Below are 16,227 nucleotides of genomic sequence, written 5' to 3'. Positions count from 1 at the left end.
GTTTAAACCTTCCAGACTTAAGCCGAGACCTTGGGAAGGACTTCCCAGGTCTTCAGCTTGGACTTCGGAGCGCACTCGACGATCTTGATGGATTCGCCGGTCTTGTACGCGTTGGACTCGTCATGAGCGTGGTACCGCTTGGAGCGGCGCACGATCTTCTTGAGCAGCGGGTGAACGATGGTCCGTTCAACCTTTACCACTACGGTCTTGTCGCCCTTATCGGAGACGACAACCCCTTCGAGGATACGCTTGGGCATATCGTTCTCCTTAAGCCGCGGCCTTGGCGCGCAGCACGGTCTTGATGCGGGCGATATCCTTGCGGATCTCACCAACGCGGTGGGTCTTTTCCACCTGACCGGTCGCGGCCTGGAAGCGCAGGTTGAACTGCTCCTTCTTGAGGCTGAGCAGCTGCTCGGCGAGTTGGTCGGGCGTCATACCCCGGATGTCAGCAATCTTGGTCATGCCGCTTCGGCCTCCAGAGCCGCACCAGCGTCGATGCGGGTGACGACACGGGTACGGATCGGCAGCTTGGCCGCGCCGAGGCGCAGGGCTTCGCGAGCGATATCGTCCGGCACGCCGTCGATTTCGAACATGATCCGGCCCGGCGCAACGCGCGCGGCCCAGTGATCCACGGCGCCCTTGCCCTTACCCATCCGGACTTCGGCCGGCTTGCCGGTGACCGGCACGTCGGGGAAGATGCGGATCCACACGCGACCTTGGCGCTTCATCTGGCGAGTGATCGCCCGACGAGCCGCTTCGATCTGGCGAGCGGTGATGCGTTCCGGCTCAACAGCCTTGAGGCCGTAGGAGCCGAAGTTCAGCAGGGTGCCGCCCTTGGAAACGCCATGAATGCGTCCCTTGAACTGCTTGCGATACTTAGTTTTTTTCGGTGACAGCATAGCGCTCTATCCTTAGCCCCGATCGCGACGGCCGCGGTCGCCCCGGTCGGGACGATCGCCGCGCTCGCGTCCACCACCTTCGCCGGCAGGACCGGACTCAGTGGCCAGACGCTTGTCGAGCGCCATCGGGTCATGCTCCAGCACTTCGCCTTTGAAGATCCAGGTCTTCACGCCGATGATGCCGTAGGTGGTCTTGGCTTCCGCAAAACCGTAGTCGATGTCGGCACGCAGGGTGTGGAGCGGCACGCGACCTTCGCGATACCATTCCATACGCGCGATTTCAGCGCCGCCGAGGCGGCCCGACACGTTGATGCGGATACCCTTGGCGCCAAGACGGACAGCCGATTGGATCGACCGCTTCATGGCGCGACGGAAGGCGATCCGGCGCTCGAGCTGCTGGGCGATGGACTCGGCCACCAGCTGGGCGTCGGTTTCAGGCTTACGGATTTCGACGATGTTCAGGTGAACCTCGCCCTCCGTCATCACCGACAGGTCCTTGCGGAGCTTGTCGATGTCAGCGCCCTTCTTGCCGATGATGACGCCCGGACGGGCGGCATAGATCGTGACGCGGCACTTCTTGTGCGGACGCTCGATGATGATGCGCGAGACGCCGGCTTGATACAGGCGCTTCTTCAGCATCGCCCGGACCGCGAGGTCCTGGTGCAGGAGCTTGCCGTACTGGTCGCCGTCGGCGAACCAACGGCTGTCCCAAGTGCGGTTTACGCCGAGCCGAAGCCCGACCGGATTGACTTTCTGACCCATCAGGCGGCCTCACCCAGTTCGCGGACCACGATGGTGATCTCGGAGAACGGCTTTTCAACGCGCGTAGCCCGACCGCGAGCACGCGGCGAGAAGCGCTTCATCACCAGGTTCTTGCCCACATAGGCCTCGGCGACGACGAGCGAGTCGATGTCGAGGTTGTGGTTGTTTTCAGCGTTGGAGATCGCCGAATACAGCGCCTTGCGGACGTCCTGAGCGATACGCTTGTGGCTGAATTCGAGCTCGTTCAGAGCGCGCTGGACGTTCAGGCCACGGATGGACTGAGCAACCAGGTTCAGCTTGCGAGCGCTGGTGCGCAGGGTGCGAACCTTGCACATCGCTTCGTTGGCCGGCAGGCGGCGAGGTTGTTTAGCTTGGCTCATGGCCTACTTCCTCTTCGCCTTCTTGTCGGCGGCGTGACCGGGGAAGTTACGGGTCGGAGCGAACTCGCCGAACTTCATACCGACCATGTCTTCCGACACGATTACGGGGACGTGCTTGAGACCGTTGTGGACGCCGAAGGTCAGACCGACAAACTGCGGCATGATCGTCGAACGACGCGACCAGGTCTTGATGACGTCCTTGCGGCCCGACGACAAAGCGACGTCGGCCTTCTTCAGGAGGTACCCGTCGACAAACGGGCCTTTCCAGACGGAGCGGGTCATGGCTTAGCGGCCCTTTTTCGCTTTGTGGCGCGAACGGATGATGAACTTATCCGTGGCCTTGTTGACGCGGGTCTTGGCACCCTTGGTCGGCTTACCAGCCGGGGTCACCGGGTGACGGCCGCCCGAGGTCCGGCCTTCACCACCACCGTGGGGGTGGTCGACCGGGTTCATGGCGACGCCGCGAACGTGGGGACGACGACCCATGTGACGAGCGCGACCGGCCTTGCCGAGGTTCTCGTTCATGTGGTCGGGGTTGGAGACCGCACCGACGGTGGCCATGCAAGTGTCCAGAACCATGCGCAGCTCGCCCGAGTTCAGGCGGATCTGGGCATAGCCGGCGTCACGACCGACCAGCTGGGCATAGGCACCAGCCGAACGCGCGATCTGACCACCCTTGGCGGGCTTCAGCTCGACGTTGTGGATGATCGTGCCGATCGGCATGGTCCGCAGCGGCGAGGCATTGCCCGGCTTCACGTCGACCTTGTCGGCGGTGACGACTTCGTCACCAACCTTGAGGCGCTGCGGAGCCAGGATGTAGGCCAGTTCGCCATCGGTCTGATACTTGATCAGGGCGATGAAGGCGGTGCGGTTGGGGTCGTACTCGATACGAACCACCGAAGCCACGCCCTGCTTGCGACGCTTGAAGTCGACCAGACGATAGAGGCGCTTGGCGCCGCCACCGCGGAAGCGGACAGCGATACGGCCGTTGCCGCCGCGACCGCCCGACTTGGTCAGGCCTTCAACGAGCTTCTTCTCGGGACGACCCTTGTAGAGCTCGCTGCGGTCGATCAGGACCAGGCCGCGTTGGCCCGGGCTGGTCGGATTAAAGTGCTTCAAGGCCATCTGATTAGAGCCCCGTCGTGATGTCGATCGACTGGCCTTCGGCCAGGGTCACGATGGCTTTTTTGACATCGGACCGACGTCCGATGATGCCGCGGAAGCGCTTGGTCTTGCCCTTGGTGACCATGGTGTTGACCTTGGTGACCTTGACCTTGAACAGCTCTTCGACTGCGGCGGCGATTTCGTCCTTCGACGCATCGGCGGCCACGCGGAAGACAACCTTGTTCTGCTCGGAAAGCAGGGTGGCCTTTTCGGTGATCACCGGCGACAGGATCGTGTCGTAGTGGCGGGCGGTTGCGGCCATTACGCGGCTTCCTTCTCAGCGAAACGGGCCGAGATCGCATCCACCGCGTCCTTGGTCAGGACCAGGGTGTGGCGACGCAGCACGTCATAGACGTTCAGGCCGGCGTTCGGCAGCACGTCGATGTTCGGAATGTTGCGGGCGGCAAGCTTGAAGTTGCCGTCCACTTCCGGACCCACGATGACCAGAGCGTTCTTCAGGCCGATCTTTTCGAAGTTGGCGCGCAGGGCGGCCGTCTTCGGATCGGTCAGAACGGCGCTGTCCAGCACGACGATCGAGCCCGACTTGGCCTTCGACGACAGGGCGTGACGCAGGGCCATGGCGCGGATCTTCTTGGGAAGATCGAACGCGTGGCTGCGGACGACAGGGCCGTGAGCCTTGGCGCCGCCGACGAACTGGGCCGCACGGCGCGAACCGTGACGGGCGCCGCCGGTGCCCTTTTGCTTGTACATCTTCTTGCCCGTGCGAGAGACCTCGTTACGGACCTGAATCTTGTGGTTGCCGGAGCGGCGCTTGGCCAGCTGCCAGGTGACGACGCGCTGCAGGATGTCGCCGCGGATGTCGGCGATGCCAAAGATGGCGTCGTCGAGATCAACGGAACCGGCCTTGCCGCCGTCCAGATTGATGACGTCGAGTTTCATTAGCCTTCGCCCTCTTCGGTCGTCGCCGCAGGGGCTTCCTCAGCGGGGGTTTCAGCAGCAGCGGCGACCGGAGCCTGACCAGCCTTGCGGAAGGCACCCGGACGCGGCAGGTCGGCCGGAGCGGCCTTCTTGATCGCGTCGCGAACCTTCACGTAGCTGCCTTCGTGGCCGGGGACAGCGCCCTTGACCAGGATCAGACCGCGCTCGACGTCGACCTTCCAGACGGTGACGTTCAGGGTGGTGACGGTTTCCTGACCGAGGTGGCCAGCCATCTTCTTGCCCTTGAACGTACGACCCGGATCTTGACGCTGACCGGTCGAACCGTGCGAACGGTGCGAGACCGAGACGCCGTGGGTGGCGCGCAGACCGCCGAAGTTCCAGCGCTTCATGGCGCCGGCAAAACCCTTACCGACGGTGACGCCCTGGATGTCGACCTTCTGGCCGGCCAGGAAGTGGTCTGCGGTGATTTCCGCGCCCACTTCGATCAGGGCAGCTTCTTCGACGCGGAACTCGGCGACGACCCGCTTGGGTTCGACCGAGGCCTTGGCGAAGTGGCCACGCATGCCGTTGGAGGTGTTCTTGGGCTTCTTGGCGCCGGCACCGAGTTGCAGGGCGGTATAACCGTCCTTCTCCTGGGTCCGTTGAGCGGTGACCTGGCAACCGTCGAGCGACAGGACGGTGACCGGGATGTGCTGACCAGCTTCGTCAAAGAAGCGGGTCATGCCCAGCTTCTTGGCGATCACGCCGGTGCGTTGTGCGGGGAGAGTCATAAAGCGGGCCCTCCTTACAGCTTGATTTCGACGTCAACGCCGGCCGACAGGTCGAGCTTCATCAGCGCGTCCACGGTCTGCGGAGTCGGGTCAACGATGTCGAGAACGCGCTTGTGCGTACGGATCTCGAACTGCTCGCGCGACTTCTTGTCGACGTGCGGCGAACGGTTGACGGTGAATTTCTCGATAAGCGTGGGCAGGGGGATCGGGCCCCGTACCGTCGCACCTGTGCGCTTGGCCGTATTGACGATCTCGCGCGTGGAATGATCCAACACGCGGTGATCAAAGGCCTTGAGCCGGATGCGGATGTTCTGACGATCCATATCGCTCGGTTTCCTAGTGGGCTGCGCCCGCGTCTCGAACCATTTCAAAGACCAACTCGAACTCCCGAAAGAGTCCGCACGCAGCGTCCGCAAAACAAATGACCCTCACGGTTGCCCGTGGGGGTTGATGACCAGATATTGCGCCCCCGCTCGAAAGTGGGTTGCTGGCGCTATGTCCGGGCGTCTCGCGAACCGCGTTTGAACTCGAAAGTTCACAGCCGGTCCAACAGAGGCGCGCTTGTACGTTCCGAATCCGGTTTCGTCAAGCGCTCCGCTTGCCTTTCCGCACCACAATGTGGGGCGACTCGGCGAGCCGCTTCTGGATAGGCACCCAGCCCCCGGGCCGCAACCCCTGAACTGTCATGGCGCTGTCAAAAGCCTTCGCGCGCCTGGTCCTGGCAGGCCGTACCGGGCTCATGCCGAGCCAGCTGAGTGAGGGAGGGAGGGATTGATTGATAGATGGAGCGTGTGTGACTGGGGCTGGACCCCGGGCGTCTTGGATCGCTGGCGCATGGCGCTCTATCGATCCGGGAAGCCGCCTCCCCTGGCATGGCCCTCAGGTCCACGGGAGGGGAGCCCCGGGACCTGAGAACGTGCACGCTGTATATAGAGTGTGAGTAAGGCCCTGCGGCCGGAGGCCCTAGTGGCCGATAAAGACGTCGCCTGACCCGGCAACCGACTTGCTGACCCGGCCTGTGGCCCGGGCGATGCGCACGTCGCCCGATCCGGCCACCGAGACATCGACATCGCCCACTTCACCGTCATGGTTCACGTCGCCGGAGCCCATGATGCTGACATCAATGGACGTGGCGCGCCCCCCGGAGATCGACACATCACCCGACCCGGCGATGCTGATGTCCACCTTGCCGCCGACACTGGCCGCGCCCGCATTGCCGGAGCCCGCGATGGCCACGGTGAAATCACCGGCGACTTCCTGGGTCCGCACATTGCCGGAACCGGCGATATTGATTTCAGCAGAACCTGCCGTCCCGGTGCTGGTGTCACCGGAACCCGCTTGGCTGACTTCCAGGCCGCCCTTCACATTGGCCACCACCCAGTCACCGCAGCCGGCATTGGCCAGTTCAAGCCTGTCACTGCGGCCAATGCTACCGAAGACCGCGCCACTGGCGGACACTTCGGCCTGCATGGGAGTGCGAATGACGATCTGCGGGAAGTCATCCCAGTTCACCTCGCCGACCCCGCGCACCTTGACCGTGGTCCTGCCCATGGCGGTGTTGCAGGCATGGATCCGGTTCAGGCGCAGATCGCCATCGACGGTCACGTCCGCGCCATTCTGACGGATCGTCAGCGGCAGGCTCTTGTTGGTGGTGAGAAACTCGACCTTGATGTCCGTGCGGGCCTCGGGGATCACCACGACGCGGGCGACGGCATCCTTGATCCGCACCGAAGGGGCGGCCGAGGCGGCACCCGCGAAACCCAGGGCGGCCGCGCCGGCGGCCAGAACAAGAAGTGCGCGCATCGAGATATTTCCCCTGTCGGATGGCGTTGATGAGGGAAAGCTAACGGCGCAGGCCGGGCGAGACGACTTAATTAGTCGTCATGAGCGCGTTGTCATGTTTCGGCCCGAAGTCGCGTTTCAGGCGGAGCGTCCATTCCCAGTTCGAAACTGCGCTCGAAGCCCTTGATCCGGTCCTCGACCAGACGCGCGCGTTTCAAGCCCAGAGACGCTGCCCACAGGGCGGCCCGGGCCAAGGCCGGGGTCTTGCCCATCGCCGCCACGGGCAGGCCCCAGCGCCGGAACACGCCGTTGGCATAGTGCGCACCATTGATCAGGCGGGACTCCCAGGTCTGATAGTCCACCGACAACGAGACATTGAACGTCCCGAGGTTCTCGATCCGGTGCGGCGCGTGCAGCGGCCAGGCGGCGGCCAGGCCGGGCTCCAGGTCGAAGACCTGAGCGGCGGCGTCCATCTCGCGGCGGTAGGGCAAGTCCTCGGTCTGCTGTTTGAGCAGGATGTTCTCCATGCCCTTCTGGGGCATGTGAGTCTCGTCCGGCGGATAGATCCAGATCCGCTTGCGGCCGCGCAGGTGGAACAACACCACCCCGGGCGCATCGGCGTGAAACGGCACCTTGGCACCAGGCGCCGACAGGATCAGCTGGCCATTCAGCTGGATCGGCCTGAAGCCCTTCGCCTGACCCGAAATCCCGGCAAACGCCTCCTCGATGAGTGGGCCCAGTTTCGGATACCAGGACTCGGCCCGTCGCAGTTGCACCCAGATGCGCCCTTCCTTGACGCCCTCAAGCACCTCCCGCCCCGAACGCCGCCCCCGCGCGCCGGTGCGCATGGTGTGCTGGCCGTCGGCGTCGAAGTCGAACAGGTTGATGTCGTAGAGTTCGGCCGGATAGGCGTCGAGCACCCGCGCCAGGGCCTCGTCCTCAAACAGACGCGACTCCGGAAGCTTGTGCTGAAAGGTGATTGGCGTCTTGCCGAAGGCGTTCTTTTGCTCGGGCGACCAGGCGGCGATCAGATCGGGCACGAAAGCTCCCTATTCGGCCAAAAGAGAGAGGCTGAGACCAATGCCGACCCCAAGGCCGACGCCCGCCCCGACGCGCGGATGGCGCCGCGACATGGCCGTGACAAAGGAGGAAGCGCCCCGCACCTGCCCCACCAGCCCCGGCTCACAGCCGGTGATGCTGTCAAAACGGCGCGACAGGCGTGTCAGCCCAGAAATGCCGGTCCGTCCGACGGCTCGGGGACGTGTATGGATCATGCCTTCGAACACCGGCTCGGCCGGCTCGGCAAAATCGCGCTTGTAGGCTTCGCCGCCGGGTCCGAAATCAACCCTGGCAATCCCCTGCTCCGCAGCGACGCGCAGGGTTTCCAGGGTCATCAGACTGCCCGGCGAATAGCGCGCATAGGCCGTATCGTAGATCGGAAACCACAGGTGATGGCGATCTCCGCTGGTCAGGCCCAGCTCGGCCGCGACGATCGCGTCTCCGGCGCGCAGAACCGCCAGCTTCAGGCCAAAGTCGGCTTCCCCAGCCCCGGCAAGGCGGTGCAGCAGGGCGCCGGTCCAGCCGCAGGCGAAGATGTCGTACTGGTGGGTCCGACGAAACTGCTGGCGCTTTCCGGCGATAATCCGGTCCAGCATCGCGGCGGTGGGGGCACTGAAGCTGAAGCTCACGGCCCCGTGGTCACGCTCGAGCGCCCGAAGCCGCCGGCGCTTGTCCTTGAGGAACCCCGCGCTGCGACCGGCCTCATAGGCCGCGAAACCGTCAGAGAGGTCGGCGGCCATGGCGTGGCGCACCGAAAGACCGCGCCCCTCGTTCGTTCCTGGACCGATCAATCCACCAAAACGGGCGCGGTCGGCACCGAGCTTTCTGAGGATGTCAGCCAGGTCCAGGCTGGTGTCTGCGGACGCGACCAGGCCATGGCTGTCGCTCATCGGCGCGGCCAGGGGCTGGATCAGTAGGCCACGCCGCTGGAACGGCAGGAAACCCTCGATCTGGTCGCCCCGCCGGATCACGGCGATGGCCGCGCCGGGCGCGATCTGGCCGGCGACGTCAAGGTAGCGAAGGTCGAAATAGGGGCTGCCCAGCAAGGGATTGGCCAGACGCAGGGCGTTCCACCGGGCGCGTTCGAGCGTGCCCAGCTCTGACACCTTTACCGCCTCCACGGAAACCCCGTCGCGCAAAGCCCGCTCCTCCAAAGTTGCGGGAGGTTACAGCGACCTTTCCTAACAACCGCTTTAGTTGCAGGCCCCGTCCCGCGCAGCGCGCAGCCGGACCGGCACGGACTTGTATGCCGGGGTGCCGCTGCGCGTGTCGCGATCCTCCAGTTCGACCAGGATATTGGTCTCGGGATAGTAGGCGGCCAGGCAGCCCCGGGGCAGGTCACGCGCCACCACGGTGAAGCCGCGCACCACCCGCTCGCCGCTGCTGTCGAAGGCGGCGGCGAGATCGATGCGGTCGCCGGAAGACAGTCCCCGCGCGGCGATGTCGTCGGGATGGGCAAACACCACGTCGCGCCGGCCGAACACCCCGCGATAGCGGTCATTCTGGCCATAGATCGTGGTGTTGTACTGGTCGTGGCTGCGCAGGGTGGTCAGGATCATCACATCGGGATCGCCTTGACGGGGATCCCCGGCCTTCGGCGCATGCGCCATGAAGTTGGCCTTGCCCGAGGCGGTCTTCCAGATCCGGTCCGACGGCGGCACCGGCAGACGGAAACCGCCGGGAACGCGGATGCGCTCATTATAGTTGTCGAAGGTGCCCGGAAAAACGCGGGCGATCAGGTCGCGGATGCGGTCATAGTCGGCGACCAGTCCCGACCAGTCGACGGCGTCATCCCCGCCCAGAACGGCCCTGGCGATGCCGGCGACGATGGCCGGCTCCGACTTCAGCTGGTCCGAGGCCGGCGCGTTCAGGCCCTTTGAGGCGTGGACCATGGACATCGAGTCCTCGACCGTCACCGCCTGGCGGCCGCCGGCCTGGATGTCGATCTCGGTGCGGCCCAGACACGGCAGCAGCAGGCTCTCCTGGCCGACCAGCAGATGGGTGCGGTTGGGCTTGGTGGCGATATGGACGGCGAAATCCAGCCGGCGCATGGCGGCAAAGGTGCGGATCGGATCGGGTGCAGCCACCGCGAAATTGCCCCCCAGCCCCAGGAAGACTTTTGCCTCACCCCGCTCCATCGCCTCGATGGCCTCGACTACCGTGTGGCCGTGAGCGCGCGGCGGCTCGAAGCCGAACACGTCGCGCAGGGAGTCCAGCAGGGCTGGCACCGGCTTCTCGGCCACCCCGACCGTGCGCGCGCCTTGAACGTTTGAGTGACCCCGCAGAGGACAGATCCCCGCCCCCGGCCGGCCGATATTGCCCTTCAGCAGCAGCAGATTGACCAGCTGCTGCACCGTGCCCGAGGAGTCCCGGTGCTGGGTCAGCCCCATGCCGTAACAGAGTATCGTGGCCTTGGACCGCGCATAGACGCCGGCGGCCTCCTCGATCTGGGCGCGCGACAGGCCTGAGCCCGCCTCGATTTCGGCCCAGCTCAGAGCCTCCAGCGCCTCGACCAGCGCCTCGAAGCCGGCGGTGTGCTCGGAGATGAAGTCGCGATCCACGGCCTGCAGGGCCAGAACCGCTTTCATCATGCCCTGCACCGCAAGGGCGTCGCCGCCGATGGTCAGCTGGTAGTAGGCCGAGGCGATAGGGGTGGACGACAGGGTCGCCATCTCCATCGCGTCCCGGGGCGAGGCGAACTTTTCCAATGAACGTTCGCGCAGCGGATTGAAGGCCAGGATCGCCGCGCCGCGCTTGGACGCCTCGCGCAGGGTTCCCATCATCCGGGGATGGTTGGTGCCGGGATTGTGGCCAAAACACAGGATCAGGTCGGCGTGGTCGAAGTCCTCCAGCGTCACCGAGCCCTTGCCCATACCGATCGAGTCCGGCAGGCCGACGCTGGTCGGCTCGTGGCACATGTTGGAGCAGTCGGGGAAATTGTTGGTCCCGAACCGGCGGCCCAGCAGCTGATAGAGGAACGCCGCCTCGTTGGAGGCCCGGCCTGAGGCGTAGAACTCCGCCTGGTTGGGGTTGTCCAAGGCCCGCAAGGCCGAACCGGTCCGCGCGAAAGCCTCGTCCCAACTGATCGGCAGATAGCGGTCGCTGGCGGCGTCATAGGCCATGGGCTCGGTCAATCGGCCCAGATCCTCGATGGCGTGATCGCTCCAGGTCAGCAGTTCGCTCACCGTGTGACGTTCGAACACCTCGGGCGAAGCACGCTTGCTGGTCGCTTCCCAGGCCACGGCCTTGGCGCCGTTTTCGCAAAACTCGAACGAGCTGGTGTGCTTGGGGTCGGGCCAGGCGCAGCCGGGGCAGTCGAAGCCCTCGGGCTGGTTGGCCGACAGCAGGGTGCGTCCGCCCTCGATCACCGTGGCCTGATCGCCCAGGGCGCCGGCGACGGCCTTCAGTGCGCCCCAGCCCCCGGCGGGGCCGTCATAGGCGCGAACGCCCGGGATCTTGGCATCAGCCATCAGGCGCTCTCCAACGCGACTTCGACCAGGCGGTCGGGGCGGGTGAACACCGTGTGGCCGTCAGACCGGGCCAGGGCCACCAGGGTCAGACCCGCCTCCTCCGCCTTGCGGATGGCCAGATCGGTGGGCGCCGACACCGCCACCAGGATCGGGCAGCCGATACGGACGGTCTTCTCGATCATCTCGAACGAGCAGCGGCTGGTCACCAGAACAAAGCCGGCGTCGGCGTCGAGACCGCTGGCGGCCATCGCCCCGGCCAGCTTGTCCAGGGCGTTGTGCCGGCCCACGTCCTCGCGCGACAGCAGGATGCGCCCTTCAACATCCGCGAAGGCGGCGGCGTGGGTCGCCCGCGTCAGCCGGCCCAGGGTCTGGGCTTCGGCCAGGGCGTCCAACGCCCGCTGGATCGCCTGATGCGCCACGGCCCTGCCCTCGCCAACCTGCGGCAAGGGCCGCACGGCGTCAGTCAAACGCTGCACGCCGCACAGCCCGCAGCTGGACCGTCCCTCCAGGGTGCGTGGCCGGGCCTTGCGCGGGGCGGCTGCAGGAGCCAGCCGCACGTCGGCCATCAGGCCGAGCTCTGCCTCGGTGATCTCGATCGCCAGGATATCGCCCGCCCCGGCGATGGCCTCGGTCAGAGTGAAGCCCCGCGCCAGATCCTCGATATCGGCCGGCGTCGCCATCAGCACCGTGTGAGGTCGGCCGTTGAACGACAGCCCCACCGCGACCTCGTCGGGCACGGCGCGTTCAAGGAGCTGGATCTCGGCACCGGCCCGCCACTGGACGGCGGCGCGGTGGGTAACGGAGGGCATCGGCATGATCACCAGCCTATCGCGCCGCGCGCCCCCCCGTCACGACAATTGCTGGCCGCGAGGTCGGCCGTGTCAAGGCGAGGCTGGAGAGCACAAAGCGCCGCAGGACGGGTCAGGGATGAGAGGGTACCCAAGGTTACACATCCTTAAATTGCGGTGCAGCTGCCGCAAGGTGATGCTTGGGCTTCAACCCAGGGGACGATCTCATGAAAATCTCGATGCTGGCGCTCGGCGCGACGGGCCTGCTGATGGCCGGACCTGCCTTGGCCGCCGGCCCAGGCTGCGCGACACCTGATTTCGCCAGCCAGGCCCAGGCTCTGGTCGTCCAGCAAGTGGACAACGGGGTATTCAGCGGCACCGTCTTGGTGGCCAAGGACGGTGTCCCCCTGTTGCGCGCAGGCTACGGAGCCGCCGACCGCGAATGGGATATTCCCAACACGCCCGAAACCAAGTTCCGCCTCGGCTCGCTCACCAAGCAGTTCACCGCGACTGCGATCCTGCAGTTGGCCGAGGCCGGCAAGCTGTCGATCGATGATCCGGTATCGAAGTTTTACGCCCCGGCCCCCGCCGCCTGGTCGAAGATCACGATCAGACACCTGCTGAACCATACCTCGGGCATTCCCAGCTACACCGGCCTCCCGGGTTTCTTCGAGAACGGTGCGTCCAAGAAGCCGCTGAAGCCCGAGGAGATCGTCAGGCTTACCCAGGACAAGCCGCTGGAGTTCGTGCCGGGCAGCAAGTTCGCCTACAACAACACCGGCTACATCCTGCTGGGCTACATCATCGAAAAGGCTTCCGGCCAGACCTATGCCGGCTATCTGAGCCAGCACATCTTCCAGCCGCTTGGCATGAAGAGCACCGGTTACGATGTCAGCGGCGATGTCCTGCCCAAACGCGCCTCGGGCTATGAGCCGGGCAAGGGCGGCTGGCGCAACGCCGACTATCTGGACATGACCCTGCCCTATGCGGCGGGCTCGCTCTATTCGACCGTCGATGACCTGCTGATCTGGAACACCGCCCTGACGGACGGCAAGATCCTGACCGAGGCCTCGCGTAAGGCGGCCTGGACCGAGAACCTCGAGCACTACGGCTTCGGCTGGGGCATCGCCGTGCAGGACGGCCATGAGCGGGTGTCGCACAATGGCGGCATCAACGGCTTCAGCACCGCGATGAACCGATACCCCAAGGATGGCCTGGTCACGATTGTGCTGTCGAACTTCCAGGCCGCACCCTCGACGCCGATGGCCAACAACCTGGCGGGCCTGTGCTTCGGGACCTACGCGCTCCCCAAGGCCATAGCCGTACCGAAGGCGACCGTGGACACCTATGTCGGGTCCTACGCCCTGGCACCGAACTTCATTCTCAAGGTGTTCCGCGACGGGGACAGGCTGATCACCCAGGCCACCGGCCAGGGGCCGATCCAGATCGTCGCCACCGCCCCAGGCGAGTTCCAGGCGGTGGGCCTCGACGCCCGGATCAGCTTCAAGCAGACCGGTGACAAGCCGGCCACGGCGCTCGTGCTCCACCAGGGCGGTCGCGACATGGAAGCGCCCCGCGTGGCCGACAAGCCCTAGAACAGCAAAAGGCCCCGGCGTTTCCGCCGGGGCCTTCGCTTAGATCAGCTTGTCGCTGAAGACCGGTCGATTACTCGACGATCTTGGCAACCACGCCGGCGCCGACCGTACGGCCGCCTTCGCGAATGGCGAAGCGCAGGCCCTGGTCCATGGCGATCGGGGTGATCAGCTCGACGTCCAGCTCGGCGTTGTCGCCCGGCATGATCATTTCCACGCCTTCGCGCAGCTTGATGATCCCGGTGACGTCCGTCGTGCGGAAGTAGAACTGCGGGCGATAGTTGGTAAAGAACGGGGTGTGACGGCCGCCTTCTTCCTTGTTCAGGATATAGGCCTCAGCCACGAACTTCGTGTGCGGGGTGATCGAACCCGGCTTGCAGAGAACCTGGCCGCGCTCGACGTCTTCGCGCTTGGTGCCGCGCAGCAGAACGCCGACGTTGTCGCCAGCCTGGCCCTGGTCCAGCAGCTTGCGGAACATTTCGACGCCCGTGCAGGTCGTCTTCTGAACCGGACGGATGCCGACGATTTCGACTTCTTCGCCGACCTTGACGATACCCTTTTCGATACGGCCGGTGACCACGGTGCCGCGGCCCGAGATCGAGAACACGTCTTCGACCGGCATCAGGAACGGCAGGTCCAGCGGACGGGCCGGCTGCGGGATGTAGTCGTCAACCGTCTGCATCAGCGCGAAGATCGACTCTTCACCGATCTTGGGGTTGCCACCGTCGATGGCGACCTTGGCCGAGCCCTTGGTGATCGGAATGTCGTCGCCCGGGAAGTCATAGGACGAAAGCAGCTCGCGCACTTCCATCTCGACCAGTTCCAGCAGCTCTTCGTCGTCGACCAGGTCGACCTTGTTCATGTAGACGACCAGGGCCGGAACGCCGACCTGACGGGCCAGCAGGATGTGCTCGCGGGTCTGGGGCATCGGGCCGTCAGCGGCCGAAACCACCAGGATCGCGCCGTCCATCTGCGCCGCGCCGGTGATCATGTTCTTCACATAGTCGGCGTGGCCGGGGCAGTCGACGTGGGCATAGTGACGGTTGGCCGTCTCATATTCCACGTGCGCGGTGTTGATCGTGATGCCGCGGGCCTTTTCTTCCGGCGCAGCGTCGATGTCGGCGTAGTTCATCGCCTTGCCGCCGCCGGACTTGGCCAGCGTGATGGTGATCGCAGCCGTCAGCGTCGTCTTGCCATGGTCAACGTGACCGATGGTGCCGATGTTGCAGTGCGGCTTAGTGCGTTCGAACTTTTCCTTGGCCATGGTCTCTACCTTGCGCGCCGGCGGCTATGAATGAATGTCGTTATTGAGGGAGCTTGGAGCGGGTAGCGGGAATCGAACCCGCATCCTCAGCTTGGAAGGCTGCTGCACTACCACTGTGCTATACCCGCCTAGCTGCGGGGTCGCGGTCGGCTCCCGGTCTCTGGCTTTGGCGTCCTGTGGCGATCGCTTCACAGCGGTTCAACGCGCGTGGTGGGGGAAGTAGGACTCGAACCTACGAAGGCGTACGCCAGGGGATTTACAGTCCCCCCCCTTTGCCACTCGGGACATTCCCCCAGCGCGCGTTGAGCAACCGCGATGCGACCCTCCTCTTGCGCCACGCCCGGCGAACCGGTCGTCACGAAAAAGGAACAAAGGCCTCCTTGAACTCGGACGGTCAGTGCTAAAGCAGCGCCGTCCTGGCTCGCGGAAACCCTCAGGGCCCCAAATCGGAGCGCGTCTTATAGTGTCCTCTCATTCCGAACGCAACGACCGCCGGAAGCCTTCTGCGTCAGGACGTGATTTTCCTCACAAGTCACGGAATAAACAAGGCTTTTCGAAGGGCGGAAACGACGAAAAGGACTGGATTTGGGGGATTCACGCCGTTGAGGCGGCCCTGGCCAACCCTGCGCGCCCCGCGCCGAAGCGTCTGTTGGCCACCCCTGACCGGGCCAAACGACTCGCGCCCCACCTGGCCAAGCTGCCCTGTCTGCAGATCCTGGAAGGTCCCGACATCGCACGTCAGCTGCCCCAGGGCGCGGCACACCAGGGCCTGGCCCTGAAGATCGACGAGCCGGAACCCCTGTCGATCTTTGAATTGGGCACGCCTGCGGAGGGCTTTCTGGTCATGCTGGACCAGATCACCGACCCGCAGAATGTCGGTGCCATCTTCCGGTCGGCCGCCGCCTTCGGTGCGCGGGGGGTGATCCTGCAGGACCGACACGCCCCCACCCTCTCGGGCGTGCTGGCCAAGACGGCCGTCGGGGCCATCGACAAGACGCCCTATGCACGCGTGGTCAATCTGTCCCGCGCCCTCGAAGAACTGGCCGAGCTCGGCTGGCGCGCGATCGGCCTGGCCGGCGAAGCCGAGGAAACCCTCGAGGTGGTTCTGGACGGAACCCCGACCGTACTCGTTTTGGGCTCGGAGGGTGAAGGTGTCCGCCGACTGGTGGCGGAACACTGTGATGCCATGGGAAAAATCGCCATGCCGGGCGGGTTTGAAAGCCTGAATGTTTCGGCCGCGGCGGCGATTGCACTCTATGAGACGTCGCGAATTTCCCGTCGGGGGTGAATTCAATTCGTGAATCTCGCTTAACCGTTTTGATTTCGTCGCAAGCTCATGCTTTCCTCACGGACTAGTGTTCCGCGAGCGCTGCTCGGTGGGGGGAATCTAGCATGGG

Annotated in this window: 19 protein-coding genes and 2 tRNA genes; 2 read left to right on the top strand and 19 right to left on the bottom strand. The window is 64.9% G+C overall.

Translation table 11 applies throughout. The features are described from left to right. Positions 1 to 17: 17 nt before the first annotated feature. The 16 genes from rpsQ to fdhD form a co-directional block, all read right to left on the bottom strand. Positions 18 to 257, bottom strand: coding sequence for a 30S ribosomal protein S17 (gene rpsQ / locus AQ619_RS06270; protein WP_062145542.1), 240 nt, complete (start codon positions 255 to 257; stop codon positions 18 to 20). A 10-nt stretch (positions 258 to 267) separates the two neighbouring features. After that, positions 268 to 462 carry a 50S ribosomal protein L29 gene (gene rpmC / locus AQ619_RS06265; protein WP_035049361.1) on the bottom strand — a complete coding sequence of 65 codons (195 nt, stop codon included), beginning with the start codon at positions 460 to 462 and terminating at the stop codon, positions 268 to 270. Then, positions 459 to 899: a 50S ribosomal protein L16 gene (gene rplP, locus AQ619_RS06260; protein WP_035049360.1), complete on the bottom strand. Its 441-nt coding sequence runs from the start codon at positions 897 to 899 to the stop codon at positions 459 to 461. Before rplP ends, rpmC begins: the two co-directional genes overlap by 4 nt. 12 nt (positions 900 to 911) lie before the next feature. Further along, positions 912 to 1,661 (bottom strand): 30S ribosomal protein S3, encoded by a 750-nt coding sequence (gene rpsC, locus AQ619_RS06255; protein ID WP_062145540.1) that lies wholly within the window; start codon positions 1,659 to 1,661, stop codon positions 912 to 914. Further along, positions 1,661 to 2,041, bottom strand: a complete 381-nt coding sequence (rplV, locus tag AQ619_RS06250; RefSeq protein WP_012285670.1) for a 50S ribosomal protein L22 — start codon at positions 2,039 to 2,041, stop codon at positions 1,661 to 1,663. The genes rpsC and rplV overlap by 1 nt, the downstream gene beginning before the upstream one ends. Before the next feature lie 3 nt (positions 2,042 to 2,044). Beyond that, complete coding sequence (gene rpsS / locus AQ619_RS06245; RefSeq protein ID WP_062145538.1) at positions 2,045 to 2,323, bottom strand: 30S ribosomal protein S19; 279 nt, start codon at positions 2,321 to 2,323, stop codon at positions 2,045 to 2,047. Between the two features lie 3 nt (positions 2,324 to 2,326). Beyond that, positions 2,327 to 3,166, bottom strand: coding sequence for a 50S ribosomal protein L2 (gene rplB / locus AQ619_RS06240; protein ID WP_062145536.1), 840 nt, complete (start codon positions 3,164 to 3,166; stop codon positions 2,327 to 2,329). A gap of 4 nt (positions 3,167 to 3,170) precedes the next feature. Further along, entirely contained in the window at positions 3,171 to 3,467 is a 297-nt protein-coding gene (locus AQ619_RS06235) for a 50S ribosomal protein L23 (protein WP_062145534.1), read from the bottom strand. Continuing rightward, on the bottom strand, positions 3,467 to 4,105 hold the full coding sequence (gene rplD, locus AQ619_RS06230; protein WP_062145532.1) for a 50S ribosomal protein L4: 639 nt from the start codon (positions 4,103 to 4,105) through the stop codon (positions 3,467 to 3,469). The genes AQ619_RS06235 and rplD overlap by 1 nt, the downstream gene beginning before the upstream one ends. Further along, positions 4,105 to 4,875: a 50S ribosomal protein L3 gene (rplC, locus tag AQ619_RS06225; protein ID WP_062145530.1), complete on the bottom strand. Its 771-nt coding sequence runs from the start codon at positions 4,873 to 4,875 to the stop codon at positions 4,105 to 4,107. The genes rplD and rplC overlap by 1 nt, the downstream gene beginning before the upstream one ends. 14 nt (positions 4,876 to 4,889) lie before the next feature. Beyond that, positions 4,890 to 5,198, bottom strand: coding sequence for a 30S ribosomal protein S10 (gene rpsJ, locus AQ619_RS06220; protein ID WP_004616952.1), 309 nt, complete (start codon positions 5,196 to 5,198; stop codon positions 4,890 to 4,892). Positions 5,199 to 5,838: 640 nt separating this feature from the next. Next, entirely contained in the window at positions 5,839 to 6,678 is an 840-nt protein-coding gene (locus tag AQ619_RS06215; protein WP_062145529.1) for a GIN domain-containing protein, read from the bottom strand. 92 nt (positions 6,679 to 6,770) lie between these two features. Then, entirely contained in the window at positions 6,771 to 7,697 is a 927-nt protein-coding gene (locus AQ619_RS06210; protein WP_062145527.1) for a hypothetical protein, read from the bottom strand. A gap of 9 nt (positions 7,698 to 7,706) precedes the next feature. Further along, positions 7,707 to 8,855, bottom strand: coding sequence for a GNAT family N-acetyltransferase (locus tag AQ619_RS06205; protein ID WP_174515174.1), 1,149 nt, complete (start codon positions 8,853 to 8,855; stop codon positions 7,707 to 7,709). 54 nt (positions 8,856 to 8,909) lie between these two features. Continuing rightward, positions 8,910 to 11,186, bottom strand: coding sequence for an FdhF/YdeP family oxidoreductase (locus AQ619_RS06200; protein ID WP_062145522.1), 2,277 nt, complete (start codon positions 11,184 to 11,186; stop codon positions 8,910 to 8,912). Beyond that, positions 11,186 to 12,001 carry a formate dehydrogenase accessory sulfurtransferase FdhD gene (gene fdhD / locus AQ619_RS06195; protein ID WP_084746202.1) on the bottom strand — a complete coding sequence of 272 codons (816 nt, stop codon included), beginning with the start codon at positions 11,999 to 12,001 and terminating at the stop codon, positions 11,186 to 11,188. Before fdhD ends, AQ619_RS06200 begins: the two co-directional genes overlap by 1 nt. A gap of 200 nt (positions 12,002 to 12,201) precedes the next feature. On the opposite strand from fdhD, the gene AQ619_RS06190 reads away from it, so the two are divergent. Beyond that, a complete protein-coding gene (locus tag AQ619_RS06190; RefSeq protein ID WP_062145520.1) occupies positions 12,202 to 13,569 on the top strand; it encodes a serine hydrolase in 1,368 nt (455 codons plus the stop codon). A gap of 70 nt (positions 13,570 to 13,639) precedes the next feature. Here AQ619_RS06190 and tuf read toward each other — a convergent pair whose 3' ends face one another. The 3 genes from tuf to AQ619_RS06175 form a co-directional block, all read right to left on the bottom strand. Continuing rightward, positions 13,640 to 14,830, bottom strand: a complete 1,191-nt coding sequence (tuf, locus tag AQ619_RS06185; RefSeq protein ID WP_062145518.1) for an elongation factor Tu — start codon at positions 14,828 to 14,830, stop codon at positions 13,640 to 13,642. A 54-nt stretch (positions 14,831 to 14,884) separates the two neighbouring features. Next, positions 14,885 to 14,958: transfer RNA gene (locus AQ619_RS06180), tRNA-Gly, on the bottom strand. 80 nt (positions 14,959 to 15,038) lie between these two features. After that, positions 15,039 to 15,124 (bottom strand) — tRNA-Tyr (locus tag AQ619_RS06175). A 169-nt stretch (positions 15,125 to 15,293) separates the two neighbouring features. Here AQ619_RS06175 and rlmB point away from each other — a divergent pair. Further along, on the top strand, positions 15,294 to 16,118 hold the full coding sequence (gene rlmB / locus AQ619_RS06170; protein WP_062145516.1) for a 23S rRNA (guanosine(2251)-2'-O)-methyltransferase RlmB: 825 nt from the start codon (positions 15,294 to 15,296) through the stop codon (positions 16,116 to 16,118). The last annotated feature ends 109 nt before the right edge of the window (positions 16,119 to 16,227 follow it).

Source organism: Caulobacter henricii, assembly GCF_001414055.1.
GTDB classification, from domain to species: Bacteria; Pseudomonadota; Alphaproteobacteria; order Caulobacterales; family Caulobacteraceae; genus Caulobacter; species Caulobacter henricii.
This window is presented reverse-complemented; position numbering and strand designations above follow the sequence as displayed.

Coding starts and splice junctions, on each gene's coding strand:
- fdhD (WP_084746202.1), bottom strand. CDS start 12,001: ATGCCGATGCCCTCCGTTACCCACCGCGCCGCCGTCCAGTGGCGGGCC.
- AQ619_RS06200 (WP_062145522.1), bottom strand. CDS start 11,186: ATGGCTGATGCCAAGATCCCGGGCGTTCGCGCCTATGACGGCCCCGCC.
- AQ619_RS06215 (WP_062145529.1), bottom strand. CDS start 6,678: ATGCGCGCACTTCTTGTTCTGGCCGCCGGCGCGGCCGCCCTGGGTTTC.
- tuf (WP_062145518.1), bottom strand. CDS start 14,830: ATGGCCAAGGAAAAGTTCGAACGCACTAAGCCGCACTGCAACATCGGC.
- rpsJ (WP_004616952.1), bottom strand. CDS start 5,198: ATGGATCGTCAGAACATCCGCATCCGGCTCAAGGCCTTTGATCACCGC.
- rplV (WP_012285670.1), bottom strand. CDS start 2,041: ATGAGCCAAGCTAAACAACCTCGCCGCCTGCCGGCCAACGAAGCGATG.
- rplP (WP_035049360.1), bottom strand. CDS start 899: ATGCTGTCACCGAAAAAAACTAAGTATCGCAAGCAGTTCAAGGGACGC.
- rplD (WP_062145532.1), bottom strand. CDS start 4,105: ATGAAACTCGACGTCATCAATCTGGACGGCGGCAAGGCCGGTTCCGTT.
- rplB (WP_062145536.1), bottom strand. CDS start 3,166: ATGGCCTTGAAGCACTTTAATCCGACCAGCCCGGGCCAACGCGGCCTG.
- rpmC (WP_035049361.1), bottom strand. CDS start 462: ATGACCAAGATTGCTGACATCCGGGGTATGACGCCCGACCAACTCGCC.
- rplC (WP_062145530.1), bottom strand. CDS start 4,875: ATGACTCTCCCCGCACAACGCACCGGCGTGATCGCCAAGAAGCTGGGC.
- rpsS (WP_062145538.1), bottom strand. CDS start 2,323: ATGACCCGCTCCGTCTGGAAAGGCCCGTTTGTCGACGGGTACCTCCTG.
- AQ619_RS06190 (WP_062145520.1), top strand. CDS start 12,202: ATGAAAATCTCGATGCTGGCGCTCGGCGCGACGGGCCTGCTGATGGCC.
- rpsC (WP_062145540.1), bottom strand. CDS start 1,661: ATGGGTCAGAAAGTCAATCCGGTCGGGCTTCGGCTCGGCGTAAACCGC.
- AQ619_RS06235 (WP_062145534.1), bottom strand. CDS start 3,467: ATGGCCGCAACCGCCCGCCACTACGACACGATCCTGTCGCCGGTGATC.
- rpsQ (WP_062145542.1), bottom strand. CDS start 257: ATGCCCAAGCGTATCCTCGAAGGGGTTGTCGTCTCCGATAAGGGCGAC.